The organism is Nonomuraea sp. NPDC049152 (assembly GCF_040648355.1).
Classification (GTDB): Bacteria; Actinomycetota; Actinomycetes; order Streptosporangiales; family Streptosporangiaceae; genus Nonomuraea.
This window is the reverse complement of the sequence record NZ_JBEZDO010000008.1, coordinates 252,825-277,564: the sequence shown is the minus strand read 5'-3', so window position 1 is coordinate 277,564 and position 24,740 is coordinate 252,825. Positions and strand designations below refer to the sequence as shown.

Here is a 24,740-nt window from a genome sequence, read left to right as displayed (position 1 = left end):
CCGCCGTCTTATCACTCCTTCAGGCGGCCATCAGGGGATTCGTGATCGCTGGGACACGAGGGGGAAATGAGTTCAGGACCTGACCCTGGAGGCGACGACCACGGCGGTCAGCGAGACGACGCCCATGAGGAGCGCGATCACGACGAACCCGATGGAGATCCGCTCGGGGGCGTGGCCGATCAGGTTGATCAACGCGCCACCGATGCCGATGGCCAGAGCGGACCCGAGTGTGTCCATGACCTGCAGCGCCGCGGAGTTCTTGCCCTGCTCCGCCTCGGGCGACTGCTTCATCATGGTCACGCTGACCGTGGTGACGGCGATGCCCATGCCCAGCCCCGCGACGATCCAGGCGGGCACGGCGATCCAGCCGCTGAAGGAGGGCAACGCGGTGAGCATCGTGAGCAGCACGCCGAGCAGCACGGCCGCGGCGCCGACGCGCAGCAGCTTCTCCGGCGGGTGAGCGCGCCTGCTCTGCAGGTAGGAGCCCGTGGACCAGCCGAGGGCGCCGGTGGTGAGCGCGATGCCCGCCTGCGTCGTGCCGAAGTGCTGGACCTGGGTGAGGACGAGCGGGATGAAGGAGTTCACGCCGAAGAACGCGGCGGAGTACATGCCGCGCATCATGATCGTCGTGGGCAGGCCGCGATCCAGCCTCAGCGCGCCCTTGGGCAGCAGCCTGGGCAGGCCGAGGGCCAGCAGGACCAGCCCTCCCACCGTCTCCAGCGCGCCCGCGACGGGCGACTGGTGCAGCTTGTCGATGCCGAACAGCAGCAGGCCCGCGCCCGCCGCCGTGGCCGCTGCCGACAGGATGCGCAGCGCGGCCCTCGAGCCCGGCTCGGCGCCCTCGTGGGAGCTCTGCCTGAGCGCGGGCAGCAGCATGAGCAGGGCGGGCACGACGAGCGGGCAGATGCCGTAGAAGACCCAGCGCCAGCCGACGGAGTCGGCCACGAGCCCCGCCACCGCTGGGCCGACCATGGCGGGCACCACCCACGCGGCCGACAGCCCGGCGAAGACCTTGCCTCTGACCTCGGGCGGGTAGACGCGGGCGATCATGACGTAGATGGCGACGATGGTCGAGCCGCCGCCGAGCCCCTGCACGACCCTGGCCAGGACGAACAGCTCCTTGTTGCCCGCCGCGCCCGCCAGCGCCATGCCGACGACGAACAGCGCGACTCCCGCGACGAACGGCAGCGCGTGGCCCTTCCTGTCCGACCACAGGCCGGCCACGACGTTGGCGAACAGGCCCGCGATGAGGAAGGCGGAGAAGCTCATGCCGTACAGGCCGAGCGCGTCGAGCTCGCGCGAGATCGCGGGCATCACGACACCGACGGACATCCCCTCGAAGGCGACGAGAGTGACGCAGAGCAGGATGCCGAAGGTCGCTGTGCGGTACTCAGGACCGAAGATTCGAGGGGGTGCGTATGCAGTGTCGGGGCTCTTCGGTGCTGTCACCCCAACATCCTAGTTGCACCTCGGTCTCACGCGTCCGGCTCGGCGCCTCCCGAGGTCGGCGCGGCCGCCTGGTTCTTCGGGCCTCTGTAGGCCGCCCACATCTCGTGCATGCGGACCGCCTGACCTTGGGTGAACTCCGTCATGCACCCGTCGAAGCTGTAGTCCATGAAGTTGTGGATCGCGTCGAGTCCCGGCTGGGCGCAGGTGTCCTTGCCCTCGGGGCAGCCCGCGGTCGGCTCATCCTGGAACGGGGTGTCGTCGATGCCGTCGCCCGTGCCCGTGCAGCCGTTCTCGAAGGTGTGGAACAGCCCGAGCCAGTGTCCGATCTCGTGGACGGCGGTGACCCCGCGGTTGAAGTTGGCGAGTGTGCCGCCCGGCAGGCTGCGCCAGTCGACGACGACGCCGTCGGTGGCGGGCGTGGTCTGGTACCAGAAGGCGTAGGTCGAGTAGCCGAGCATGAGCGGGGTCAGCTGGCCGACGTACAGGTTGAGCGTGTCGGACCCGCCCTTGCGCAACTGCGTCTTCATCGCGGTGTCGTTGGCCAGCGGGTTGGTGAACCACTCCGCCCTGTTGGTCACCGTCACGCCGTCGAGGCGGAAGCGCATGCCGGTGTCGACGCCGCCGTACTGCCCGGCGTACGCCGCGTTGATGGTGTCCACCTGCGCCCTGACCGCCTCGTCGGTGGGCCGCAGCCGGCCGTCGCTCAGCACGTGCACCCACATCGGCACGGTGACGATGGCAGGAGGGGCGGCAGGCAACCTGCGCAGCCGCTGGCCGAGGTCGTCGAGCACGCCCGCGACGGGCGCATGGCCAGGCTCGGCCTGGCCACGGCCATCCGGTACGGCGGGCCTGCAGCCCTCAGCGGCGGTCGCGGACGCGTCCGCGGGTGGTACGAGGACGTGCCCGATTGCGAGCAGGCACATCAGAGCAGCGGCAGACGCGCGCCGAGCCATGCGATCCCCCGATACGGCATGAGCTGGTCAATATCGCGACCTTAGCTCCCGCATGGGGCGATCACCCGGGATCGACACTCACCGACTGTTACTGCTTGTTGTCGTCTCCGTCGCCACCCCTGGGCAGGCCCTCATAGATTTCCTTGCATTCGGGGCATACCGGGTACTTCTTCGGATCGCGACTGGGTACCCAGACCTTGCCACACAGGGCGCGGATCGGCGTGCCGGTCACCATGCTCTCGGTGATCTTGTGCTTGTCGGCATAGTGCGCGAACCGCTCGTGATCGCCGTCGCCGTGCGACAGCCGCGGCGTGGTTTCCTGCTCTGGAAGGATCTTCGTGCTCACGCCATCGAGTCTATGCCGATCCGGGGGCCGTCCATGAAAAGGGACGGCCCCCGCCGACATGGCGGGGGCCGTCCGAGAGGCGTGAACTCAGCCGACGTGGACGGGAGCGCCCTCGGTCGGCACGCTGCCACGCTTGACGAACAGCGCCAGGATCGCGGTGAGGACCGCGACGGCCGTGCTCACCAGGAACGCCAGGTGCATGCCGTCCATGAACGAGCTGTGCACCGCGGTGGTGACCAGCTGGGCGACCTCGGCGGGCAGGCCCTGGGTGGGGGCGGTGCCGAAGGCCGCCGCCTTCTCCAGCAGGTGCATCTGCTCCGGCTTGATCGCCTGCGCGGCGGGGCCGAGGTAGCCGGGCAGCTTGTCGGCGATCTCGGCGGCCATGACCGCGCCGAGGATGGCGGTGCCGAGCGCGCCGCCGACCTGCATGGCCGACTGCTGCACGCCGCCCGCCACGCCCGCGTACCGCGGGTCGACGTTGCCCACGATGATCTCGGTGGCGCCGACGAAGACCGGCGAGAGACCGAAGGCCAGCACGAGGAACGGGATGCCGCTCTCGACGAAGGAGGCCTCGACGCCGAGGCGGGACATCAGGAACATCGCCACGGCGGTGATCAGCAGACCGGACGCCATCGTGATCTTCGGGCCGACCTTGCCGATCGCCATGCCCGCCAGCGGCGAGGCGATGATCATTCCGGCGCTCATCGGCAGCATGCGCAGACCCGCCTCCAGGGGGGTCAGGCCGTGCACGCCCTGGAAGAAGAAGCCCAGGAAGAACATCGCGCCGAACATCGCGAAGGCCACCATCATCATCAGGCCCACGCCGATGGAGACAGAGGGGTTCTTGAAGATCGACAGCGGCACCAGCGGCTGACGCGCCACGGTCTGCCAGAAGATGAACGCCGCCGTCAGCACCGCGAAGCCGATCAGGAAGCCGATGGTCTTGGCGTCGCCCCAGCCCCACTCGGGAGCCTTGATGATCGACCAGATCAGCGCGAACATCGCGCCGGACAGGAGCACCACACCCAGCCAGTCGACCTTGGACAGCAGCTGGGACCTGCTCTCCCTGATGATCAGCAGGCCCATGATCAGGGCGATGACGCCCACGGGGCCGTTGATGAAGAACACCGACTGCCAGCTCACGTTCTGCACCAGCAGGCCGCCCACGATCGGCCCTGCCGCGCTGGACAGACCGATGATGGCGCCCCACGCACCCATCGCCTGGTTCAGCTTGGGTCCAGGGAAGGCGTTGCGGAGCAGGGCGAGCGCGGCCGGCTGCAGCAGCGCGCCGAAGAGGCCCTGGAGCACACGGAAGAAGATCAACGCGGTGATCGAGCCGGTGAAGCCGATCGCCAGCGACGTCACGGTGAAGCCCGCGACGCCGATCAGGAAGATCCGCTTGTGGCCGAACAGGTCACCCAGCTTGCCCGCGGTGATCAGGAAGACCGCCAGGGCCAGCAGGTAACCGCTCGTCACCCACTGAAGGTCGGAAAGAGAGGCCTGCAGTTCCCTGCCGATGACCGGGTTGGCGATGCCGACCACGGTGCCGTCGAGCATCACCATGATCACGCCCAGCGAGACCGCCAGGAGCGTCAACCATGGACTGCCCTTCGCACCCCCCTCCGCTTCAGACGGCGACGGCACCGTCACGGTCTTGGCTTGAGCCATGGGAGTCCCCCTAAGTACTGACGAATCGGTAGCCTGAGCAATTTATGACACACACTGACAGATGACAAATAATTTTGTTTGCCAGGTTCTGACTTATGGCACACTGTGACAGGGAGGTTGCCATGGGCCTACGGGAGCGTAAAAAGGAGAAGACGCGTCTGGCGATTCTCGACGCGGCGCTCGATCTGTTCCTCGAACAAGGATACGAGACGACCACCGTGGAGCAGATCGCGGGGTCGGTCGACGTCTCCGCCCGGACGTTCTTCCGCTACTTCACCGGCAAGGAACACGTCGTGCTGTGGTTCCACGACAACAGCGAGGAACTCGTCACCGAGGCCCTCGCGGACCGTCCCGACAGCGAGCCGCCCTTCACCTCGCTCCTGGAAGCCCTGCGAACCATGATGCGGTTGTTCAGGGACGGAACGCCTGAGGAGACCGAGAGATTCCTCAAGATGCAGCAGCTCCTGGAGAACAACCCCGTGCTGGCGGGCAAGAGCGTGGCGCGCGGGGTCGAGACCGAGCGGCGCCTCGCCGTCGAGATCGCCAGACGCCAGGGCTGCGACGCCGAGACCGACCAGCTCCCGCACCTCGTCGTCGCCTACGCCATGGCGACGGTCCGCGTCGGCTTCGAGTGCCCGCGGCCGAGGGAGACCGACCTGGCGCAGATGCTGGAGCGGGTGGAGGCGTCCCTCGCCCTCGCCGAGCGGAGCTTCCAGCCCGGCTGGGACCTGGTCGGCTAGTTCATCGTCGGATCGTCGGGGTGGGTGGCCACGAAGGCCAGCTCGCCCTGCTGCCTGCGCAACACGGCACGCCACAGGCGACCGGGATCGGCGTCGAAGGTGTCACCCACCTCGGAGTCGACGACATACCACGCGCCTTCGGCGATCTCGCTCTCCAGCTGGCCCGACGTCCACCCCGCGTAGCCCGCGAAGATCCGCATCTGGGCGATCTCCCCCGCCAGGATCTCCGGCGGCGCGTCGAGGTCGACGGTGCCGAGCCTGGCCACCGACGCGGTGCCCGCGTGCAGCCTCCGCCAGCCCAGCGGTTCCTCCCCGCTGGGCACCGCGGCCAGCGCCAGCGCGCTGTCGGTCTGCACGGGCCCCCCCTCGAACAGGACCGCGGGCCCGCTCACCAGCGTGTCCCACACCGGAAGCACCTGGGTGACGGCGATCTCGCTCGGCCGGTTCAGCACGACGCCGAGGGTGCCGCCGTCGACGTCGTGTTCGAGGATCAGCACCACACTCCGCCGGAAGTTGGGGTCGTCGAGCAGTGGCGTCGCCACCAACAACCCGCCGACGTAGATCGCCTCCGCCATGTCTCCATCATGACCGGTACACAGGGCATCTCGCGCCCCCGGGTTCATGATGTTACGTAGCGCACATGTATGGGCACTCTAGGTAGCAAAGATCGCAATCTTGGACGCTCGGGAGGAGCCATGACCACCGGAAGCCGACTCGCCCTTCTGGTGCTGGTCCTGCCGATCGGGGCGATGCTCCTCCTGCCGGTGGCCGCCTCCGCGAACGAGAACGACCCGTTCACGATGTCGCTCAGCGAGACCGAGTGCGACACGAACATGGTGGCCGTGGTCCTGAAGAGCCACAGCGACTACGCGTCTGGGTTCGCCGTCCAGAAGGACGACCATCTGGTGGAGCGCGGGACGGTGCGGGCACGCAGGAGTACGACGGTGTACGTGCCGCTCCGCCGCGGGCGGTCGGCCGACATCGAGGCCAGCTACGTCAGCGGCAGGGACGACGACAGGCTGGTGGACTCGCAGCGGGTGTACAACAGCTGCCCCCGGGAGGGTGTCGGATGGGGCCGCGACTGGGGGCACGGCCGTTGGGAGAACTGGGGCGACCGCGACGGCCGCCTGCCGTACACGGGGCCGCCCGCGGACCTGATGGGCAAGCTGGCGACCGGAGGCGGGCTGGTGGTGATGGGCGCGATCGTGTGGTGGTACGGGTCGATCTGGCCGCGCCAGACGCCCGACGGGCCGATCACGAGCACCCGCGCACCGCGCCGCCGCTACCCGGATCTCGAGCCGTAGCCCCAGGACCCTCCGGGTGATTCCCTGAAGGGTCCTGGCAGCCGTCAGGCGGTGGGAACGAAGGCGCCGGCGCGGGCGGCGGCGAGGGTCGTCCGGACCGCGCGTGCGGCCACCTCCTCGTCCACCGGCTCCCGAGTGACCAGCAACCGGTAGTAGATCGGCGCCGACACCGCCCGCACCACCTCCATCCCGTCCGTCCCTGCGGGCAGCTCCCCTCTGGCCACCGCCAGATCGACCGCCTTCGCCCACTCCCGCACCCGCCGCAGGTAGAACTCCCGCAACGCCGCCGCCGCCTGCTCGTCGCAGGTCGCCGCGGCGATCACCGCCTGGAGCGTCGCCCCCAGCCGCTTGTCGGCGACCGCCCCCAGCACACCGGCCGCGTTCGCCAGCAGGTCGCCCTCGACCGACCCCGTGTCCGCGTGCGGCGCCGACCGGTCGGCCAGCTCGGTCATCAGATCGGTCACGAGACCGGCCGGCCCGCCCCATCGCCGGTAGACGGTCGTCTTCCCCACGCCCGCCCGCGCCGCCACCTGGTCCATGGCCAGCCCGTGGAAACCGTGCTCCACGAGCTCGTCCTGGGTCGCCTCCAGCACGGCGGCGCGCACCCTCGCCGTACGACCTCCGGGCCGTACCGTCCCAGCCAAATGGGTCTGCTGTTCCATTAACACCCCCAAGCGTGTTAGTGTCTGCCTCATCTTAACGGAACTTGCGACCCATTAAGGGGATCCCTGATGACCACGTTGGACGTGCGCGCTCCCGCCACCACGATGGCGGGCCGGCAGAAACTGACCCTGGTCCTGCTGCTCGGCGCCCAGTTCATGCTCGCCGTCGACTTCTCGATCCTGAACGTCGCCCTGCCCGTCATCGGCCAGGGCCTCGGCTTCCACCTGTCGAACCTCCAGTGGATCGCCACCGCCTTCGCGCTGGCCGCGGCCGGGTTCACGCTGCTGTTCGGCCGCATCGCCGACCTGTTCGGCAGACGGCGCCTCTTCCTCGCCGGCATGGCGCTGCTCGGCCTGTCGTCCCTGGCGGGCGGGCTGGCCACCTCGCCGGGCCTGCTGCTGGTCGCCAGGGTGGCCCAGGGCCTGGCCACCGCGATCGTCACGCCCGCGGGCCTGTCGCTGCTGACCACGTCCTTCCCCGAAGGGCCCCTGCGCGACAGGGCGCTCGGGTTGAACGGCGCGCTGATGTCGGCCGGCTTCACCTCGGGCGCGGTGCTCGGCGGAGTGCTGACCGAGCTGCTGAGCTGGCGCTGGGCGTTCTTCATCAACGTGCCGGTCGCGCTCGCCGTCCTGGTCGCGGCGCCTGCCGTACTGGCTGAGAGCAGGAACGAGCGGCGCCCCACGATGGACGTCCCCGGCGCGGTGACCGTCACCGCGGGACTGCTCGCGCTGGTCTTCGGTCTCACTCAGGCCGGCGAGTACGGCTTCGCCTCGCCCGCCGCGCTCGTAGGTCTCGGGGCCGGCGCGGTGCTGCTGGTGGCGTTCTGGTTCGCCGAGCGCAGGGCCTCCTCGCCGCTGGTGCCCGTGGCCATCCTCAGGCGGCCGAGCGTGAAGTGGGGCAACCTGGCTGGGCTCCTCGCCTTCGCCACCGAGACGTCGCTGGTCTTCCTCATGACGCTCTACCTGCAGAAGGTGCTCGGCTACTCCGCGCTGGCCACGGGGCTGGCGTTCGGGGTGCTCGGCCTCGGCACGGTCGTGGGCGGCGTCGGCGCTCCCCGCGTCATCGGCCGCCTCGGCAGCCGCACCACGCTGATCACCGGCTTCGCCGTCCAGGCCGCCGCGACGGCCTCGCTGGCGCTGCTCGGCGCCTCGCAGGGGTGGATCTGGCTGCTGCTGGCGGCCACCTTCGTCGGCGGCGTGGGGAACATGCTCGCCATCGTCGGCTTCATGGTGACCGCCACCTCGGGCCTGCCCGACTCCGAGCAGGGCCTGGCCACCGGCCTGGCCACGATGACGCAGCAGGTGGGGATCACGATGGGCATCCCGGTCATGAGCGCCGTCGTCACGGCGGCGATGTCGGTGGACGCGGACGTCCTCGGAGGGGTGCGGGTCGCCGTCCTCGTCAACGCGGCTCTCGTCCTGCTGGGCATCGTGGTGAGCGCCAGCCTCCGCCGGAAGCCGACCGCCGCGGAATGACCTGCGCGCGGGCCGCACGACCGTCGCCGCTCCCCCGGGCACCGGAACCCGGGGAGAGCGGCTTGCCGGTCTCCCCGGGTGTCCGGGTCGGGTCAGGCCTCGGTGAAGCCGCGGGCCCGCCCGCCGGCCGAGTCGCGGACCGCCGCCGCCACGGCGGTGGCCACGTCGGGGTGGAAGACGCTGGGGACGATGTAGTTGGGCCCGAGCTCCTCGGGCGTCACCACCGCCGCCAGCGCCCCCGCCGCCGCCAGCAGCATCTGCTCGCTGACCTCTGTGGCCTGGGCGTCGAGCAGGCCGCGGAACACGCCGGGGAAGGCCAGCACGTTGTTGATCTGGTTGGGGTAGTCGGAGCGCCCGGTGGCGACGACGGCCGCGTGCTCGCGCGCGTCGTCGGGCGAGACCTCGGGCTCGGGGTTGGCCAGGGCGAACACGACCGCGTTCGAGGCCATGGTGGCGATGTCGTCGCCGTTCAGGATGCCGGGGGCCGACACGCCGACGAACACGTCCGCGCCCTTGACCGCGCCGCGCAGGTCGCCGGAGTAGCCCTCGGAGTTGGTGTGCTCGGCGATCCAGCGCAGGGAGTCGTCGAGGTCGTCGCGGCCCAGGTGGACGGCGCCCAGGTAGTCGCAGACGATCACGTTGCGCGCGCCCGCGGCCAGCAGCAGCCGCAGTACGGCGGTGCCGGCGGCGCCCGCGCCCGCCATAGTGATGCGGACGTCCTCGAGCCGCTTCTCGACGACGCGCAGGGCGTTGGTCAGCGCGGCGAGCACGCAGATGGCGGTGCCGTGCTGGTCGTCGTGGAAGACCGGGATGTCGAGAAGGTCGCGCAGGCGGGCCTCGACCTCGAAGCAGCGGGGCGCGGAGATGTCCTCCAGGTTGATGCCGCCGAAGCCCGGCGCGATGGCGCGGACGATGGAGACGATCTCGTCGACGTCCTGCGTGTCGAGGCAGATCGGCCACGCGTCGATGCCCGCGAACCGTTTGAACAGGGCGGCCTTGCCCTCCATGACGGGCAGCGCGGCGGCGGGGCCGATGTTGCCGAGGCCGAGCACGGCCGAGCCGTCGGTGACGACCGCGACGCTGTTGCGCTTGATGGTGAGGCGGCGCGCGTCCTCGGGATTGCGGGCGATGGCCATGGAGACGCGGGCGACGCCCGGCGTGTACGCCATGGACAGCTCGTCACGGTTGCGCAGCGGCACCTTCGACTGCATCTCGATCTTGCCGCCGAGGTGCATGAGGAAGGTGCGGTCGGAGACCTTGTGGATGACGACGCCCTCGACCGCCTCCAGCTGGTCGACGATCTGCTGGGCGTGGTCGGTGTCCCTGGCCGCGCAGGTGACGTCGATGCGCAGCTTCTCGTGCCCCGCGTTGGTGACGTCGAGCGCGGTGACCACGCCACCGGCCGACTCGACGGCGTGGGTCAGCTGGCTGACCGCCTTGCCTCCCGCCGGCACCTCGAGCCGCACGGTGATGGAGTAGGACACGCTCGGGACGGTGGCCACGTCTATCGCTCCTTTGCGCCTGACCAAGGATGCATCCATGGTGCCACCTCCGACGAGTCCTCTCGACAGCAGCCTTTACGTGGTTGTTTACGGACATTTCCGGAAAGGGAGAACTCTTTCTTGATCGGGTGTTCACCGCCCCAGGCAACCGTCTGAGGCGCCCCCCACGAACCCCTCGAGGAGCCCCATGCCCCGCATGACCGCCCTGCTCGCCGCGACCGCGCTCGCCGTACTGACCTCGGCGGCCCCCGCCGTCGGCACCACCGGCAGGTCCGATGTCAGGATCAACGAGATCCAGACCATGGCCACCCACAACAGCTACCACCGCGAGCTGACCGACGCCGAGAAGGACGTCCAGCGCAGGACCGACGCCAACTGGTGGAACCTGCAGTACTCCCACCCCGCCGTTCCCCACCAGTTCGGCACGCAGCGGGTGCGCGGGATCGAGCTCGATGTCTTCCCCGACCCGCAGGGCGGCCTCTACACCAAGCCGCTGGTGCGCAGGGACGCGGGGCTGCCGCCGCTGCAGGACCCGGGCCTGGCAGCGCCCGGCTTCAAGGTGCTGCACTGGGCCGACCACGACTACGGCACCAACTGCTCGACGCTGGTCGCCTGCCTGCGCCAGGTGCGCGACTGGTCTGACGCCAACCCTGGGCACGTCCCGCTGACCATCCTCACCGAGCTCAAGAGCACCGACCCGGCCAAGGAGGCCATGGGCGGCGCCAAGAGCCCCGCGTGGGACGCGGCCCTCCTCGACGCCCTCGACGCGGAGATCCGCACCGTCTTCTCCGAGGACAGGCTGATCACCGCCGACGACCTGCGCAAGCCGGGCCTGTCGCTGGAGCAGAGCGTGCTGAAGCACGGCTGGCCGCGCCTGGACTCCTCGCGCGGCAAGGTGATGTTCTTCATGGACAACTCGGCGCCCGCCTTCCAGACGCCCTACCTGACCGGCCACCCGAACCTGGAGGGCAGGGTGCTGTTCACCAACTCCAGGCCTGGCCGTCCCGACGCCGCCTTCATCGGATGGAACGACCCGCTCGGCGCCAACACCGCCCAGATCCAGGACTTCGTACGGCGCGGCTACTACGTCCGCACCCGCTCGGACGTGCCGTTCACCGAGGCCAGGTCGGGCGACACCACGCGGCTGAAGGCGGCACTCGACAGCGGCGCCCAGATGATCAGCACGGACTTCCCCGTCGTCGGCCTGTCGGCGCGCAACGGCACCGACTACGTGGCGGAGCTGCCCGGCGGCGCGACCGCGCGCTGCAACCCGGTCATCGCGCAGCGCGGCTGCCGCGACCACACGCTGGAGCCTCGCCTCACGCGAGCGCCTCAGCAGCCGTGACGATGATCTCGACGCAGACCCGTACGGGGATCGTGGTGCTGTCGACGACGAGCTGGTAGTGCTGCGGATCGGCCGGGTCGGCCCGGTAGAAATGCCGGACATATGCCGACCTGGCCCTGTCGTTGTCCTCGACCCGCTTGCGCGCCGCCCGTTCGGGCAGGTCTGCGAGCGAGGCGGTCTGGAGGACCCGCCTGCGCAGCGGCGCGTCGAGGCGCACGTGCAGGGCGCCGGGATGGTCGGCGAGCACCAGGGCACCCGCGCGACCGAGGAACACCCCGCCCGTGGACCGGGCGGTTTCCTTGATCATGCGTTCGGTGCGGTTGACGAACTCCTCCGGCGCCAGCGGCATCGCCCCCGGCAGGTACATGTCGACTCCCCCGAAGGTGACCGTCGGCAGCCGCATCGCCCCTGAGAGCAGCCGTCCGAGGCCGTGTTCCGCCCTGTCGTCGTGGACCAGCGCCTCTTCCAGCGAGCAGCCGAGCTCCTGGGCCACCGCGCTGGGAATCGCCCTGTCGACGAAGGGCACGCCAAGGCGTTCGGCGACGGCCGGGCCGATGATGCTCCCAGCCGTGCCGTACGTCGCCGAGATGGTGACGACCCGCATGCCTCCAGGCTAGAACAGCGCGCTCGAAAGCGCTCTACGTCCCTTTACCAAAGCGGGATCGTCGGCCGGCAGCGCGTCGAACAGGCTGAGCAGATGCTTGCGCACGGTGTCGCGCTCATCGCCCGAGGTGCGTTTGACCACGCCGACGAGCCTGTCGAAGGCCTCCTCGACGTTGCCGGAGAGCATCTCCAGGTCGGCGGCGAGCAGCTGCGCCTCGAGGTCGGCCGGGTCCTGCAGGCGGCGCTGCACGTCAGCGGGGTCGACCGTGGCGGTGCGCTTGATCAGGCCGACACCGGCCAGGCCCATCCTGGCGTCCTCGTCGCCGGGCGAGCGAACCAGCAGGCGCTCGTAGGCCGCCTCGGCCGCGTCGAGGTCGCCCTCGTCGATGGCCTGCTCGGCGGCCGCGAGGTCGGGGTCGACGGGAGGGCCCTGGCTCTCGGGCTCGGAAGCCCCGCCTTCGGAGGCGGGCGGCCTGGCGTCGGGGTTGGCCTCGTAGAACTGCTCCACCGCGCCCATCAGTTCGTCGAGCCAGCGGCGCACCTCCGGCTCGGGCAGCACCTGCTGGAAGCCGGTCACCGCCTGGCCCTGGAAGATGGCCAGCACGGTCGGCACGGCCTGCACGCGCAGCGCCTGCGCGACCTGGGGGCTGGCGTCGACGTTGACCTTGGCCAGCGTCGCCCTGCCGCCGAGGTCGGTGACCACCTTCTCCAGAATGGGGCTGAGCTGGGCACTTCCGGGGGCGCGCGGCGACCAGAGGTCGAGAATGACGGGAACGCTCATCGACCTGTCGATGACCTCGGTCGTGAACGTCTCGTCCGTCACGTCGACCACCGACGCGGCCGCCTGGGGACCCGCTGCCTCCCGCCGGGACTGCGCCTCGAACGCCTGCTTCCTGGCGCCCAGATCCACCGCTCCGTAGAGCGATCCGGGCCTAGAGATGTCAGCCATGCTCCTCATCTTGCCGCATCGCCGCGGCACCAGGCGCAGGAGCCCGGCCGGAGAGAGCGACGAAGAAGCCAACGAAGGCCGCACTAGGCACTGAAGTCACCCGCCGCCACCCTGAGGGTGCGGAGCAGGCCGAACATCTCGTGGAGTTCGCTCTCGCCGTACACGGTCATGCCGAAGTCAGCGTTCATCAGGTCGGCGGTCGCGGCTTCCACGATCTCCCTCCCCTTGCCGGTGATCTCGGCGAGCACCCCCCTGCCGTCGCGCGGATTGCGCAGACGCACGACCAGACCGGCCTTCTCCAGCCGATCCACGGTGTTGGTGACACTGGTGGGATGCACCATGAGCCGTTCACCGATCTTGGACAGCGGGAGGGCGCCGGTTCTGCTGAAGGTCAACAACACGAGCGCTTCGTATCTGGCGAAGGTCAAGTCATACGGCTTGAGGAGCGAGTCCAGTTGCGACAGCAGGATCTGGTGCGCTCTCATGATCGAAGTGACCGCGGCCATGGCGGAGGACGGCCCGAAGTGAACACGCCAGGTCTCAGCAGCGCGCTCGATCGGATCGAACGGCAGGTTGAGCGACACACCGTTACGTTAGCGTGCCCTCGTCCTGGTTCGTATGATTACTCAGCGCAACCAGATTCACCGCTTGACCAAGAACCTGGGCGCTAATCATCACGCTCAGTTATGGTTCTCGCATTAAACGGTGACGCGGAGCCCAGGGGACGGCCATGAGCCGGTGTTCCGCGGTCGCTGATGGGGCACGGGGGGTGCTTGATGTATTTCAGCGGGAGGTTTCGCCGTGCGTGAGCACGCCGGCGTCACGCGCGAGGAGCTGAAGCAGAGCGCGGCCGTCACGACGGCCGTTCTGCTGGCGTTGGGTCTGGTCGCCGCCTGGAGCGTCCTGATCCCCGGCGTCGACGCATGGGAGAACATCGTGGTCGCGGTGATCGGGTCGCTGAAGCTGACCGGTCCCGTGGCGGCCGCGTTCGCGGCGTGGGTCGCCGCCCGCAAGCGCCGCGCGCTGCGCGGCAGGACGGTCACGACGTGGATCGCGCTGAAGGCGCCACTGGCCATCGTGGTCGTGGTCGTGGGCTCGTTCGCGGCCACCGTCCTGGTGCTCGCGGTCAAGACCGTGCTCACCGAGCAGGCGGGCAGGCTCAACCTCGCGGGCCTCGGCATGGGCATGGCGGGGCTGGCCCTCTACGCCGTCATCGGGTGGGTGACGGGCTGGCTCGTGCCGCACGCGCTGACGCCGCTGGCGGCGGGCCTGGGCTGCTACGGACTGTTCACCTGGCTGGCCGACGGCAGGACGTGGGTCGACAAGCTCGCTCCCGGCACCGGCGAGCCGTACGACCTGTTTCAGGGGCTGGCCGGAGCCGCCTTCCTCGACCAGACGCTGTGGCTGCTCGGCGTCGCGCTGGCCCTGCTGCTCGGCTGGGCGGCCGCGGTGACCAGGCAGGCGCTGGTGCTGGCCTTCGCGCTGCTGGCCGTACTGGCGGCGGGCACGGGTGTGGCGAGGCTGGTGACCGAGCCCAAGGCCGCCAGCGCGCAGCCCCTGGCCTACAGCTGCCAGGAGTGGCCGATCACGGTCTGCCTGCACCCCGGCATGCGCGGGGGGCTCACGGAGGTGGGCGACGCGTTCACCAAGATCGCCTCCAAGCTGTCGGGGACGCCCGCCGCGTTCACCAGGGTCGAGCAGCGCCCGCTGGGCGAGAGCCTGCACGTCTCCACCGGCATCGTGCCGATCCACGTGCCCGATCTGTCGGCGGGCTTCGCCGACCAGGCCGCCTACGAGTTCGTCGAGAGCCTGGCCGCCACCTGCACGAGCACGCCGGCGGGCGGCTACAGGGAGATCGTCATGGCCTGGCTGCGCGGCGAGCCGCTGCCGGGCGGCCCGCTGCCCGAGCACCAGTACGCCGCAGCCTGGTTCTCCGGGCTGACCGAGCACCAGCGCCGCGAGTGGCTGCGCATGTTCTACACCGACTTCCAGTCGTGCCAGCTGTCGGCCAGGCACTTCGGCGGCGGTCCCGCCTTCGCCTCGCCGGTGCCGAGCGCCACCCAGAGCTATCCCGTCTACCCGACCTCCGGCGGCGAGAGCTGGGGTCCGGAGATGTCACCGCAGAGCTGGCGTTGATCATGTAGACACTCCTCTATGAGGGCAGGGTGTTCTGCATGACTGTTCAGACGGCGGCCAAGCGCAGGCGTTGGCGATATGTGGCGGGACTGCTGGTGCTCGCGGTCCTCTTAATAGTGGGCGCGCGACTGGCCTGGACCTGGCTCAACCCCTTCGACGAGCGGACGGTGGACCGCAGCCAGCCGGTGCTGCTGCAGTCCATCCACGACCTGTCCAGGTTCGAGGCGGCCACCGGAAGCTTCCAGGTCGTCGTCGACCTGGAGAAGGACGCGCCGTTCCTGCCCGACGCGGTCAAGGGATCGCGCACCCTGTTCGTCGGCGCGGGAAACGTCGACGCCTACGTCGACTTCGGGTCGCTGGGGAAGGACGCGGTGACCGTCAACGCCGACCGCACCGAGGTCACCGTACGGCTGCCCGCCGCTCAGCTGGAGAAGGCCAACCTCGACAACAAGCGCTCCTACGTCTTCGCCCAGCAGCGCGGGCTCCTCGACAGGGTGCAGGGCTTCCTGTCGTCCTCACCGGAGAACCAACAGGAGCTGTACGTGCTGGCCGAGAAGAAGATCTCCGAGGCCGCCGTCTCCAGCGACCTGCGGGCCCGCGCCGACGCCAACACCAAGGCGATGCTGGAGGGGCTGCTGAAGTCGCTCGGCTTCACCAAGGTCACGATCAGCGCGGCGTCAGCCTCCTAGCCGCCCTGCGCGAACCCGTCCGCGAGCCTGTCGGCCTCCTCGAGATGATCGGTGAGGCCGAACAGCTCCCAGCGCTGCAGGGCGAACGGCACGTTGCCCTCCAGCCAGAGCCGGTCGTGGAAGGCGCCGAGGTCGAACGCCTCGCCCTGCCTGCGCGTGGCCGTGGCCAGCAGGTCGAGGACCTGCAGCTTGCCGATCTGGTAGCTCAGCCCCTGTCCCGGATTGCCGGAGAAGAAGACCGCCTCCTCCCAGGCCGTCGCCCGGTCCATCGGCACCGCCTCGGCCAGCACGTCCGCGGCCTGGTCCAGGGTCAGGTCGCCGAGCGCCAGCGCCAGATCCACCTCGACGCGCAGCGCCCGCAACCGCATCGCGTTGGCCACGAACTCGGCGCTGTGCGGGGCGTCGTCGAAAAGGCCCGACTGCAGCATCAGCTCCTCGTGGTAGAAGGCGATGCCCTCGTTCGGCGCCGAGTCGTAGTAGCGGCGCCGTACCGGGTCGGGGTGCCGCCACGACAGCGCGAGCTGCTGCGCGTGGACGCCCTCGTGCGCGATCTGGGCGCGCGGGTCGCGCGCCGCCGCCAGCTCGAAGTACGGCAGGTCGGGTCTGGGCTGCTCGACGTACCTGAAGGCGTCGGCGTCGGGGCGCGACTCGACGCCGATCTCGTGCGCGACGCCCAGCCACGCCAGCGGCGCCAGGTAGGCGGGCATCTCGGCGAACCGGTAGTGGCGCAGCGTGTCGGGCTGGCTCAGCAGCCCCCTGTCCACGTAGAAGGCGCGCACGGCGCGTTCGTCGGCCTCCTCGCCTTCGATGAGGGCAGCTGCGTCGGCGGGCAGCGAGGGCTCGCCCTCATCGCGGTGGCGGTGCCGCAGCGTCGCCTCCAACGCCACCGCCCTGTCCCACTCCTGCCGCCCCATGGCGCGCAGCCGGTCGGCCCCGTACGGCAGCAGCGCCACCCTGTGCAGGAAGAAGGCCAGCCCTTCGGCCCCGACCGCCGTCTCGGTCGCGAACGAGTCGACCCGCTCCCCCAGCCACCGGTTGAAGCCGTCGAGCGCTCGCGCGGCCGCCTCCGTCGCCTCTGACAGCCCCTCGCCGTCGTCGAGGAGCGGCGCCAGGGCGGACATGGCGGCGCGCAGCTGCTCGCCCGCGTCGGCGAGCAGCAGCCTCGCCGAGCGGGCGAACGGCGCGGCGGCGTGCCCGTCCAGGTTCTCGCGCGCCTGCCCGAGCACCGAGGGGATCGCGCCGAGCGCCCTGACGATCGAGGCGGCCCGCTCGGCGGTGAACGGCGGCGGGGGCAGCAGCAGGTTGTAGACGGCCACCAGCGCCTGGTCGACGTAGAAGCAGGGGTTGCGCCGCCACGAGGCGAGCACGTCCAGCTCCCACCTGACCCTGGCCAGCGCCGAGCCGAGCAGCCTGGCGTCCACCCGCGCCTCGACGGGCTCATCGGCCAGGTCGAGCGCGCGCAGCTCGGCGTCGAAGCCGCGCCACGCCTCACGCCTGGCCGCCACCGCGGCGGCCGACCAGTCGGGCGCCCAGCCCGGTGGGCGTTCGACCCTTGTGATGTCGTCGGAGGTGTCGGGAGCGGTGGCCACGCGCCACTCCCAGAAGCGCTCCGCAAGATCCCTGAGCGCCTTGCCCGCGTCCGCCATCCCGCACCGACCTCCTGTTTCCGCATGCCTAGGCATCCTCCGCCCCGCCTTAGGCAGCCCGGAGCAGTGCCTCGGTCAGGAGATAAGGCATCCGTCCGATGTGGCGGGGTGGGACTTAGCACGAATCTAGAGAGTGTCAGAGAAAAGCACGACATCACGGGAGCACCGGATGAACCCCGAAGTCAACTACCAGATCATGCAGACCAGGATCGACGAGCTTCACGCCGCCGCCGCGCACCACCGCCAGGTCAAGGAGGCGCAGAAGGCGCCGCGAGCCGAGCGCCGCCAGCGTTCGTTCTTCGCCCGCCTCCGCGCCGCATGATCCCCGTCCGACAGCCCGGCCGCCAACACCTCAGCGGCCGGGCTTTCTCTTTCCCTTGACCGGCCCGAGACCGCTAGGGAACGCGGATGATCAGGGCGTCGCCCTGGCCGCCGCCCCCGCACAGCCCCGCCGCGCCGAGCCCGCCACCGCGCCGCTTCAGCTCGTGCGCCAGCGTCAGCACGATCCGCGCCCCCGAGGCGCCGATCGGGTGCCCCAGCGCGATGCCGCCGCCGTTGACGTTCACCTTGTCGTACGGCAGGCCGAGCTCCTTGGCCGACTGGATGACCACGCTGGCGAACGCCTCGTTGATCTCCACCAGGTCGAGGTCCTCCACCGACAGCCCCTGCTTGCCCAGCGCGTGCTTGATGGCGTTGGCCGGCTGCGACTGCAGTGAGGCGTCGGGCCCCGCCACGTTCCCGTGCCGCCCGATCTCGGCGAGCCAGGTGAGCCCGAGCTCCTCCGCCTTCGCCTTGGACATGACCACCACCGCGCAGGCGCCGTCGGAGATCTGCGAGGCGGAGCCCGCGGTGATCGTCCCGTCGGCGGCGAACGCGGACCTCAGCTTGGCCAGCGTCTCCACGGTCGTGTCGCCGCGCACGCCCTCGTCCTCCTTGACGATCACGGGCTCGCCGCGCCGCTGCGGGATCTCCACGGGGACGATCTCGTCGTCGAACACGCCGTTCTTGATCGCGGCGGCGGCCAGCTGGTGGGAGCGGGCGGAGATCTCGTCCTGCTCGGCCCTGCCGATGCCGAGCCTGGCGTTGTAGCGCTCGGTCGACTCGCCCATCGCGCACTGGTCGAAGGCGCAGTAGAGGCCGTCGTGCGCCATGGAGTCGACGATCTGCGAACCGCCGTACTTGACGCCCTTGCGGAGGTCGGGCAGCAGGTGCGGGGCGTTGGTCATGGACTCCATGCCGCCCGCCACCACGATGTCGAACTCGCCTGCGCGGATCAGCTGGTCGGCCATCGCGATGGCGTCCAGGCCCGACAGGCACACCTTGTTGATGGTCACCGACGGCACGGTCATCGGGATGCCCGCCTTGACCGCGGCCTGGCGGGAGGGGATCTGCCCCGCGCCCGCCTGCAGGACCTGGCCCATGATGACGTACTCGACCTGCTCGGGCGAGACTCGCGCGCGCTCCAGCGCGGCCTTGATCGCCAGACCGCCCAGGTCGACGGCCTGCTGACCGGACAGGGCGCCGAGCAGGCGTCCGATGGGAGTACGAGCTCCGGCGACGATGACGGAACCAGACATGACAGGGCCTCCTGTGCACACGCGGGGACGTTTGACACGATACCCATCGGCGCGGGAAACGCCCTAGAGGGGCGGTTCCCATAGATTCATTCCATACGACGGAGCCGACGACCACCATGGAGGCGGGACACACGTGTTTATGCGCATCGATCACATCGGGATCGCCTGCCACGACCTGGAGGAGAAGATCGCGCTGTTCGAGCAGACCTTCGAGCTGACCGTCGTCGCCCGCGAGACCAACGAGGAGCAGGGCGTCAAGGAGGCCATGCTGCACATCGCCGACGGCGAGGGCGGCGGCTCCTACATCCAGCTCCTCGAACCGCTGTCGGCCGACTCCCCTGTCGGCAAGTTCCTCGCCAAACGCGGCGAGGGGGTGCATCACGTGGCGTTCGGGGTGCCGGACGTGGCGGAGGCCATGCAACAGATCGGCGGGAAGGGCGTCAGGTTGCTGGACGAGCGGCCACGACATGGCTCCATGGGTTCGTCGATCGCGTTTCTCCACCCGAAGGACGTGGGAGGAATGCTCACGGAGCTGGTCCAAGCGGCCCGACAACCCCGAACGTAAAAAAGGTTCGTATGTAACTAGTAACGCAGATAGTTGGACGGGGCCTCCAAGGCGGCATCAGCGGAGTACGCTGGCCTTCCGCCGGACATGGAGCCTGCTGCCAGGAGCAGGCTCCAGGCTCGGGTGCCCCGAACCCCCCGTCCGGCCCGTGTAGCCGTCTCGACAACCCAGGATCGAGCCTCCATGCAGTCCGACATCGACGCCCAGCTCAACAACTTCTTCGAGGACGCCCCAGCGCGCGAGTTCGACGTGGTGCTCCGTGGTTACGACCGGCACCAGGTCCACGACCACCTCAAGCAGCTCGACAACGAGCTGCGCCAGACCCGCGAGCAGCTGACCAGCCTCCAGCGCGACCTCTCCGACTCTCAGCGCCAGCTCCAGGAGCAGGAGCGCCCCACCTACTCAGGGCTCGGCGCCCGCATCGAGCAGCTGCTGCGCCTCGCCGAAGAGCAGGCCACCGAGCTCGTCCAGGCCGCCAGGTCCGAGGCGAACGAGATCAAGGCCCACGCCAAGGTGGAGGCCGCCGACCTGCGCGCCGCCGCCGAGAGCGAGGCGGCGGAGAAGCGCGCCCAGGCCACCCGCGAGGCGGACGACCTGCGCGGCACCGCCGAGCGCGAGGCCGAGGAGATCCGCTCGACCGCCCGGCGCGAGGCCGAGGAGCTGACCAACACCACCGAGCGCGAGGCCGCCAAGCTGCGCGCCACCGCCGACCACGAGGTGGCCGAGAAGCGGGCCGACGCCGAGCGCGAGATCGCCAAGCTGCGCACCACCACCGAGCGCGAGGTCGCCCAGCTGCGCGCCTCGACCAAGCGCGAGCGCGACGAGGTCCTCACCACCGCCAAGCGCCAGGCCGACGAGATGCGCGCCCAGGCCCAGCGGGTGCTGGAGGAGTCCGAGGCGAAGCGGGCCCAGGACGAGGCCGAGTTCGAGATTCAGCTCGCCTCCCGCCGCGAGGAGGCCGAGCGCCAGGAGGCCGAGCGCCACGCGACCGCGCAGGCCGCCACGCAGAAGCTGGTCGCCGAGGCCGAGCAGCGCGCGGCGACCGCCGAGTCCCGCGCCACCAAGGCCACCCAGCAGGCCGACCAGACCCGCCGCGAGGCCGACACGCACGCCAAGCAGCTGGTCGCCAACGCCCGCAAGAACGCCGACCAGGTGGCGTCCGAGGCCAAGGCCAGCGCCGAGCACATCGTGAGCGAGGCCAAGGCCGAGGCCGAGCGCACCCGCAGCAACATGCAGCGCCAGGTCGACGAGCTGACCAGGCAGCGCGACAGCATCACCAGCCACCTCGCGCAGCTGCGCCAACTGCTGGGCGGCGCGCCCCTTCCTGGCATGGAGCCCGAGCCCGCCGTCACCGCCGCCCCGCCGAAGCCGGCCCTGGCCCCTTCGGCGTCCAACGGCAACGACAAGCCGGCTCCCGCGCCCGCACCCGCCACGGCGTCGGCCAAGCCGCAGGCAGGTGACGACGACTCGGAGTGGTGGCAGGAGTAATCCGTTCCGGGGGCTGATCGACGGCTGAAGAGAGCCTGGTGACCTTGAGGTCGCTAGGCTCTCTTCTTGTCTTTGTACGGCTTGCCCAGATTCGCCCCCATCCTCCTGGAGCCACCGTGACCGCCAACGTCGACGAGCCCTTGTCCCCTGAGCAGGGAACCCAGGAGGAGGGCCGGCAAGCCTCGGGGCTGAAGGACAGCGCGCTGCCGTACGGGATGCCGGGCAAGCCGCTGACCAGAGGACCCTTCCTGTTCGGCCTCGTGGGCGGGCTCGGCGTGCTGACGGCGATCGCCATCGGCCACCTGATCACCAACTCCCTCAGCGTGATCATCCTCATCGTGGTGGCGATGTTCCTCGCGGCGGGGCTCAACCCGGCCGTCGAGGCGTTGCAGCGGCGGGGCATGAAGCGGCGGACGTCGATCTCGATCGTGTTCGCCGGCGTCATCGTGATGTTCGTGCTGTTCGGCCTGGCCATCGTGCCGCCGGTGAGCAAGGAGTCGGCCGACTTCATCGCCGCCGTGCCGGGCTACTTCGACCAGCTGATGGCCAACCCGACGCTCAGGCAGCTGGACGCCGACTACCAGCTCCTTCCGAAGCTGGCCTCGTTCGTCACCGAGACGCTGGCCCCTTCGCTCGCGGGCGGGCTGGTAGGCGCGGGCCTGGTGGTGCTGGACGGGGTGTTCACCGGCGTGACGCTGCTGGTGCTGATGCTCTACTTCCTCGGCTCCCTGCACTCGATCAAGGACTACCTGCTCAAGCTCGTCCCCGCCTCGCGCCGTACCAGGACTGCGGCCATCACCGAGCAGATCCTCGCCGGCATCGGCGGCTACGTGGCGGGCAACGTCCTCATCTCCGTCATCGCGGGCATGCTGAGCTGGGCGTTCCTGACCATCGCGGGGGCGCGCTACGCCCTGGCCCTGGCGCTGGTGGTCGCGCTCACCGACCTGATCCCGCTGGTGGGCGCGACGATCGGGGCGGTGCTGGTGAGCGGCGTGGCGTTCCTGCAGTCGGTGCCGCTCGGCATCGCGTGCGCGATCTTCTTCCTCGTCTACCAGCAGGTCGAGAACTACCTCATCTACCCCCGCGTCATGAAGCGCTCGGTGGACGTGGCCCCCGCGGTGACCGTCATCGCGGCGCTGTTCGGCGGCGCGCTGCTGGGCATCGTCGGCGCCCTGCTGGCGATCCCCGTGGCCGCCGCGATCGCGCTGATCATCCGTGAGGTCGTGCTGCCTCGCCAAGCTCGGAGCTGACGAACGCGGCCACGGCCGCGTTGAAGGCCTCGGGCTGCTCGACCGCGCTCAGGTGGCCTGCCCGCTCGATGACCGTCAACCGCCCGTCGGGTACGGCGCGCAGCATCGCCTCGGCGTCGTCTCGCGTGGTGAGCTCGTCCTCCTCGCCGACGATCACCAGGGCGGGCGTCTTGAGCGCGGCGAGGGTGTCGAAGGAGTCGGGCCGTCCGGCCATTGCCCGCTGCGCCCATGCCACCGCCCCGGGCGGCGCCGCCTGAACCAGTCCCCGCACCCTGCCGAAGACCATCGCCCTGTGTTCCCTCGTGGTCGTCCCGATGAGCCCCGGCAGTACCTCCTCGATCAGCACTCCCGCGCCGTCGGACTCGACCTGCCGCGCGATGCGCTCCCTGTTCTGCCTGGCCTGGTCGGGGTCCTGGCCGGCCTTGGTGTCGGCGAGGATCACGCCGAGCACGCGATCGGGATGGCGCCTGCAGAAGGCCATCGTGACGTACCCGCCCATCGACTGCCCGCCGATCACCGCCCGCTCGACGCCCTCGTGGTCCAGGACGGCGGCGACGTCGTCGGCCATGAGGTCGATGGAGGGCTGGTCGTCGCCCAGCCTGGAGCCGCCGAAGCCGCGCAGGTCGGGGGTGATGACCCGGCAGGTGGCGGCCAGCCCCTCACGCTGGGCCAGCCACATCGCCGAGGAGAGCGGAAAGGCGTGGAGCAGGACGACAGGGACGCCGGTCCCTGCTGATCTCGTGTAGAGCTGCACGGACCTCACGGTAACGCGGTTCCCCGCGACAATCACCGTGCGGCATATACCGATATCCGCCCTACGGCGTGACCGCTTCTCCCGAGGCGTCAGATGGCGGTCGCGCCGCCGTCGATGAACAGCACCTGCCCCGTCATGTACGCCGAGGCAGGGCTGGCGAGGAAGACGGCGGGCTGGGCCATCTCCTCAGGCGTCCCCCACCGCCGCATCGGCACGCTCGCGACCGTGGCGGCGCCGGCCGCCTCGTCCTCCCACAGGTTTCGGTTCAGGTCGGTGGCGGTCCATCCGGGGCACAGCGCGTTGACCCGCACGCCCGTCGCCGCCCACTCCACGGCCAGCGTCTTGGTCAGCGCGACCAGTCCCGCCTTGGCCGCGGCGTAGGGCGCGAGGAACGGCGCGCCGAGCGCGGCCACCGAGGCGACGTTGATGACGGCGCCGCCGCCGCGCTCCAGCAGGTGGGGCGCCACCGCATGGCAGACGGCCATCGCGGTGTCGAGGTTGAGCCGCATCAGCTTGTCCCATCCCGACAGGCGCAGGTCCTTGAACTCGACGAGGAAGTTCGACCCTCCCGCGTTGTTGACCACGATGTCGAGGTGCCCGAGGCCTTTCACGGCGCCGTGGACGGCGGCCGCCGCGGCGTCCCTGTCGGTGAGGTCGGCGGGGACGACCAGAGCCCGCCGTCCGAGTGCCTCGACCTCCTTGGCCACCTCGGCCAGCGTCTCGGCCGAGCGCGAGACGAGGGCCAGGTCGGCTCCCGCCGCGGCGTAGGCGAGCGCGATGGCCCTCCCGATGCCGCGGGAGGCTCCGCTGACGAAGGCTTTCTTGCCGGTGAGATCGAACGCGCCCATACCCGCCTCCTAGCCGTGACCGAACAAGATTCTATGGACCTCGCCAGGTCGCCGGGAAGAGTGCAGGGCCGGCCTCAGGAGAGCACGTCGGTGGGGAGCGGGTAGGCGGCGGGGTTGACCCGCTTGACGATCTCGTTCAGCGCGATGCGCACGTACGGCTCGCCGACCCACAGGTGCTTGGCCCCTTCCACCCCGATGACCTCGGCCTGGGGCACCCTGGCGAACCTGGCTTCGGCCTCCTCGGGGCGCAGGTAGTCGTCGAACTCGGGCACCAGCGCCACCAGCGGGCGCCCGAAGGCCGCCCACGCGTCGAGGTCGGCGTCCGTGGCCCGCTTCAGCGGCGGCGACAGCAGGATCGCGCCCTCCACCAGCGGGTCGTGCGCCCATTTGAGCGTGAGCTCGGTGCCGAAGGACCAGCCGACCACCCAGACGTGCGGCAGGTCGTGGAACTCGGCGTACTCCAGGGCGGCCGCCACGTCGTAGCGCTCCCCTTCGCCGCCGTCGAAGGCGCCTTCGGAGGTGCCGCGCTCCGACGAGGTGCCCCTGGTGTTGAACCGCAGGACCGCCAGGTCGGCGAGGGCGGGCAGCCGGTTGGCCGCCTTCTTGTAGACATGGCTGTCCATGAACCCGCCGTGAGTGGGCAGCGGGTGCAGCGTGACCAGCGTCGCGACGGGCGGCCTGTCCGCGGGTACGGCCAGCTCACCGACCAGGGTCAGCCCGTCGGCGGTGTGCAGCTCGATCGGCTCGCGCTTGGCGGGCAGGACAGTGGCCGCGCGGATCTCCAAGACAG

General features: G+C 70.2%; 25 protein-coding genes. 10 read left to right on the top strand and 15 right to left on the bottom strand.

Annotated features, from left to right (window positions below; all coding sequences use genetic code 11):
• Positions 1-72 precede the first annotated feature (72 nt).
• The 4 genes from AB0B45_RS17780 to AB0B45_RS17765 form a co-directional block, all read right to left on the bottom strand.
• Positions 73-1,449: an MFS transporter gene (locus tag AB0B45_RS17780; protein WP_358131623.1), complete on the bottom strand. Its 1,377-nt coding sequence runs from the start codon at positions 1,447-1,449 to the stop codon at positions 73-75.
• Positions 1,450-1,475: 26 nt separating this feature from the next.
• Entirely contained in the window at positions 1,476-2,372 is an 897-nt protein-coding gene (locus AB0B45_RS17775) for a zinc metalloprotease (RefSeq protein WP_358131622.1), read from the bottom strand.
• 118 nt (positions 2,373-2,490) lie between these two features.
• Positions 2,491-2,748, bottom strand: coding sequence for a DUF3039 domain-containing protein (locus AB0B45_RS17770; protein WP_358131620.1), 258 nt, complete (start codon positions 2,746-2,748; stop codon positions 2,491-2,493).
• Between the two features lie 87 nt (positions 2,749-2,835).
• The gene (locus AB0B45_RS17765) at positions 2,836-4,344 is read right to left on the bottom strand and encodes a DHA2 family efflux MFS transporter permease subunit (protein ID WP_358131619.1); all 1,509 of its coding nucleotides are present in this window, start codon (positions 4,342-4,344) and stop codon (positions 2,836-2,838) included.
• A gap of 194 nt (positions 4,345-4,538) precedes the next feature.
• On the opposite strand from AB0B45_RS17765, the gene AB0B45_RS17760 reads away from it, so the two are divergent.
• The gene (locus AB0B45_RS17760; protein ID WP_358131617.1) at positions 4,539-5,156 is read left to right on the top strand and encodes a TetR family transcriptional regulator; all 618 of its coding nucleotides are present in this window, start codon (positions 4,539-4,541) and stop codon (positions 5,154-5,156) included.
• On the opposite strand, the gene AB0B45_RS17755 is transcribed toward AB0B45_RS17760, so the two are convergent.
• Positions 5,153-5,731 (bottom strand): YqgE/AlgH family protein, encoded by a 579-nt coding sequence (locus tag AB0B45_RS17755; RefSeq protein WP_358131616.1) that lies wholly within the window; start codon positions 5,729-5,731, stop codon positions 5,153-5,155. The two genes, AB0B45_RS17760 and AB0B45_RS17755, sit on opposite strands and share 4 nt — an antisense overlap.
• A gap of 120 nt (positions 5,732-5,851) precedes the next feature.
• Here AB0B45_RS17755 and AB0B45_RS17750 point away from each other — a divergent pair, with 120 nt between their 5' ends.
• The gene (locus AB0B45_RS17750; protein WP_358131614.1) at positions 5,852-6,460 is read left to right on the top strand and encodes a hypothetical protein; all 609 of its coding nucleotides are present in this window, start codon (positions 5,852-5,854) and stop codon (positions 6,458-6,460) included.
• 44 nt (positions 6,461-6,504) lie between these two features.
• Here the strand turns inward: AB0B45_RS17750 and AB0B45_RS17745 are convergent, their stop codons facing one another.
• On the bottom strand, positions 6,505-7,122 hold the full coding sequence (locus AB0B45_RS17745) for a TetR/AcrR family transcriptional regulator (protein WP_358131711.1): 618 nt from the start codon (positions 7,120-7,122) through the stop codon (positions 6,505-6,507).
• 69 nt (positions 7,123-7,191) lie between these two features.
• Between AB0B45_RS17745 and AB0B45_RS17740 the strand changes: the two genes are divergently transcribed.
• Positions 7,192-8,598: an MFS transporter gene (locus AB0B45_RS17740; RefSeq protein ID WP_358131612.1), complete on the top strand. Its 1,407-nt coding sequence runs from the start codon at positions 7,192-7,194 to the stop codon at positions 8,596-8,598.
• 92 nt (positions 8,599-8,690) lie between these two features.
• Here the strand turns inward: AB0B45_RS17740 and AB0B45_RS17735 are convergent, their stop codons facing one another.
• On the bottom strand, positions 8,691-10,100 hold the full coding sequence (locus tag AB0B45_RS17735) for an NAD-dependent malic enzyme (RefSeq protein ID WP_358131709.1): 1,410 nt from the start codon (positions 10,098-10,100) through the stop codon (positions 8,691-8,693).
• Positions 10,101-10,287: 187 nt separating this feature from the next.
• On the opposite strand from AB0B45_RS17735, the gene AB0B45_RS17730 reads away from it, so the two are divergent.
• The gene (locus tag AB0B45_RS17730; RefSeq protein ID WP_358131610.1) at positions 10,288-11,445 is read left to right on the top strand and encodes a phosphatidylinositol-specific phospholipase C1-like protein; all 1,158 of its coding nucleotides are present in this window, start codon (positions 10,288-10,290) and stop codon (positions 11,443-11,445) included.
• On the opposite strand, the gene AB0B45_RS17725 is transcribed toward AB0B45_RS17730, so the two are convergent.
• From AB0B45_RS17725 to AB0B45_RS17715, 3 genes are all read right to left on the bottom strand, one after another.
• The gene (locus tag AB0B45_RS17725; protein ID WP_358131608.1) at positions 11,420-12,049 is read right to left on the bottom strand and encodes a cytidylate kinase-like family protein; all 630 of its coding nucleotides are present in this window, start codon (positions 12,047-12,049) and stop codon (positions 11,420-11,422) included. The genes AB0B45_RS17730 and AB0B45_RS17725 overlap by 26 nt on opposite strands.
• A gap of 9 nt (positions 12,050-12,058) precedes the next feature.
• Entirely contained in the window at positions 12,059-12,997 is a 939-nt protein-coding gene (locus tag AB0B45_RS17720) for a tetratricopeptide repeat protein (RefSeq protein WP_358131606.1), read from the bottom strand.
• Positions 12,998-13,080: 83 nt separating this feature from the next.
• Entirely contained in the window at positions 13,081-13,581 is a 501-nt protein-coding gene (locus AB0B45_RS17715; RefSeq protein ID WP_358131605.1) for a MarR family transcriptional regulator, read from the bottom strand.
• A gap of 217 nt (positions 13,582-13,798) precedes the next feature.
• Between AB0B45_RS17715 and AB0B45_RS17710 the strand changes: the two genes are divergently transcribed.
• Entirely contained in the window at positions 13,799-15,133 is a 1,335-nt protein-coding gene (locus AB0B45_RS17710; protein WP_358131603.1) for a hypothetical protein, read from the top strand.
• A gap of 38 nt (positions 15,134-15,171) precedes the next feature.
• Complete coding sequence (locus AB0B45_RS17705) at positions 15,172-15,822, top strand: DUF4230 domain-containing protein (RefSeq protein ID WP_358131602.1); 651 nt, start codon at positions 15,172-15,174, stop codon at positions 15,820-15,822.
• Here AB0B45_RS17705 and AB0B45_RS17700 read toward each other — a convergent pair.
• Complete coding sequence (locus AB0B45_RS17700; RefSeq protein WP_358131601.1) at positions 15,819-17,468, bottom strand: DUF885 family protein; 1,650 nt, start codon at positions 17,466-17,468, stop codon at positions 15,819-15,821. The two genes, AB0B45_RS17705 and AB0B45_RS17700, sit on opposite strands and share 4 nt — an antisense overlap.
• 169 nt (positions 17,469-17,637) lie before the next feature.
• On the opposite strand from AB0B45_RS17700, the gene AB0B45_RS17695 reads away from it, so the two are divergent.
• On the top strand, positions 17,638-17,790 hold the full coding sequence (locus AB0B45_RS17695) for a hypothetical protein (RefSeq protein ID WP_358131599.1): 153 nt from the start codon (positions 17,638-17,640) through the stop codon (positions 17,788-17,790).
• Positions 17,791-17,863: 73 nt separating this feature from the next.
• Here the strand turns inward: AB0B45_RS17695 and AB0B45_RS17690 are convergent, their stop codons facing one another.
• The gene (locus AB0B45_RS17690) at positions 17,864-19,045 is read right to left on the bottom strand and encodes an acetyl-CoA C-acetyltransferase (protein ID WP_358131597.1); all 1,182 of its coding nucleotides are present in this window, start codon (positions 19,043-19,045) and stop codon (positions 17,864-17,866) included.
• Positions 19,046-19,178: 133 nt separating this feature from the next.
• Here AB0B45_RS17690 and mce point away from each other — a divergent pair, with 133 nt between their 5' ends.
• The 3 genes from mce (at position 19,179) to AB0B45_RS17675 (ending at position 22,348) form a co-directional block, all read left to right on the top strand.
• A complete protein-coding gene (gene mce / locus AB0B45_RS17685; protein ID WP_358131595.1) occupies positions 19,179-19,610 on the top strand; it encodes a methylmalonyl-CoA epimerase in 432 nt (143 codons plus the stop codon).
• Between the two features lie 183 nt (positions 19,611-19,793).
• Positions 19,794-21,098, top strand: a complete 1,305-nt coding sequence (locus AB0B45_RS17680) for a DivIVA domain-containing protein (protein ID WP_358131593.1) — start codon at positions 19,794-19,796, stop codon at positions 21,096-21,098.
• Positions 21,099-21,214: 116 nt separating this feature from the next.
• Positions 21,215-22,348 (top strand): AI-2E family transporter, encoded by a 1,134-nt coding sequence (locus tag AB0B45_RS17675; protein ID WP_358131591.1) that lies wholly within the window; start codon positions 21,215-21,217, stop codon positions 22,346-22,348.
• Here the strand turns inward: AB0B45_RS17675 and AB0B45_RS17670 are convergent.
• From AB0B45_RS17670 to AB0B45_RS17660, 3 genes are all read right to left on the bottom strand, one after another.
• Positions 22,308-23,102, bottom strand: coding sequence for an alpha/beta fold hydrolase (locus tag AB0B45_RS17670; protein WP_358131589.1), 795 nt, complete (start codon positions 23,100-23,102; stop codon positions 22,308-22,310). The genes AB0B45_RS17675 and AB0B45_RS17670 overlap by 41 nt on opposite strands.
• An 89-nt stretch (positions 23,103-23,191) precedes the next feature.
• Positions 23,192-23,950, bottom strand: a complete 759-nt coding sequence (locus AB0B45_RS17665; protein ID WP_358131587.1) for an SDR family NAD(P)-dependent oxidoreductase — start codon at positions 23,948-23,950, stop codon at positions 23,192-23,194.
• A 74-nt stretch (positions 23,951-24,024) separates the two neighbouring features.
• A complete protein-coding gene (locus AB0B45_RS17660) occupies positions 24,025-24,735 on the bottom strand; it encodes an alpha/beta hydrolase (protein ID WP_358131586.1) in 711 nt (236 codons plus the stop codon).
• Between the last annotated feature and the right edge of the window lie 5 nt (positions 24,736-24,740).

Bases quoted from the DNA above. Each gene is read 5' to 3' on its own strand.
- AB0B45_RS17775 (WP_358131622.1), bottom strand. From the start codon at position 2,372: ATGTGCCTGCTCGCAATCGGGCACGTCCTCGTACCACCCGCGGACGCG.
- AB0B45_RS17760 (WP_358131617.1), top strand. From the start codon at position 4,539: ATGGGCCTACGGGAGCGTAAAAAGGAGAAGACGCGTCTGGCGATTCTC.
- AB0B45_RS17755 (WP_358131616.1), bottom strand. From the start codon at position 5,731: ATGGCGGAGGCGATCTACGTCGGCGGGTTGTTGGTGGCGACGCCACTG.
- AB0B45_RS17750 (WP_358131614.1), top strand. From the start codon at position 5,852: ATGACCACCGGAAGCCGACTCGCCCTTCTGGTGCTGGTCCTGCCGATC.
- AB0B45_RS17745 (WP_358131711.1), bottom strand. From the start codon at position 7,122: ATGGAACAGCAGACCCATTTGGCTGGGACGGTACGGCCCGGAGGTCGT.
- AB0B45_RS17740 (WP_358131612.1), top strand. From the start codon at position 7,192: ATGACCACGTTGGACGTGCGCGCTCCCGCCACCACGATGGCGGGCCGG.
- AB0B45_RS17730 (WP_358131610.1), top strand. From the start codon at position 10,288: ATGCCCCGCATGACCGCCCTGCTCGCCGCGACCGCGCTCGCCGTACTG.
- AB0B45_RS17725 (WP_358131608.1), bottom strand. From the start codon at position 12,049: ATGCGGGTCGTCACCATCTCGGCGACGTACGGCACGGCTGGGAGCATC.
- AB0B45_RS17720 (WP_358131606.1), bottom strand. From the start codon at position 12,997: ATGGCTGACATCTCTAGGCCCGGATCGCTCTACGGAGCGGTGGATCTG.
- AB0B45_RS17705 (WP_358131602.1), top strand. From the start codon at position 15,172: ATGACTGTTCAGACGGCGGCCAAGCGCAGGCGTTGGCGATATGTGGCG.
- AB0B45_RS17700 (WP_358131601.1), bottom strand. From the start codon at position 17,468: ATGGCGGACGCGGGCAAGGCGCTCAGGGATCTTGCGGAGCGCTTCTGG.
- AB0B45_RS17695 (WP_358131599.1), top strand. From the start codon at position 17,638: ATGAACCCCGAAGTCAACTACCAGATCATGCAGACCAGGATCGACGAG.
- AB0B45_RS17690 (WP_358131597.1), bottom strand. From the start codon at position 19,045: ATGTCTGGTTCCGTCATCGTCGCCGGAGCTCGTACTCCCATCGGACGC.
- AB0B45_RS17680 (WP_358131593.1), top strand. From the start codon at position 19,794: ATGCAGTCCGACATCGACGCCCAGCTCAACAACTTCTTCGAGGACGCC.
- AB0B45_RS17665 (WP_358131587.1), bottom strand. From the start codon at position 23,950: ATGGGCGCGTTCGATCTCACCGGCAAGAAAGCCTTCGTCAGCGGAGCC.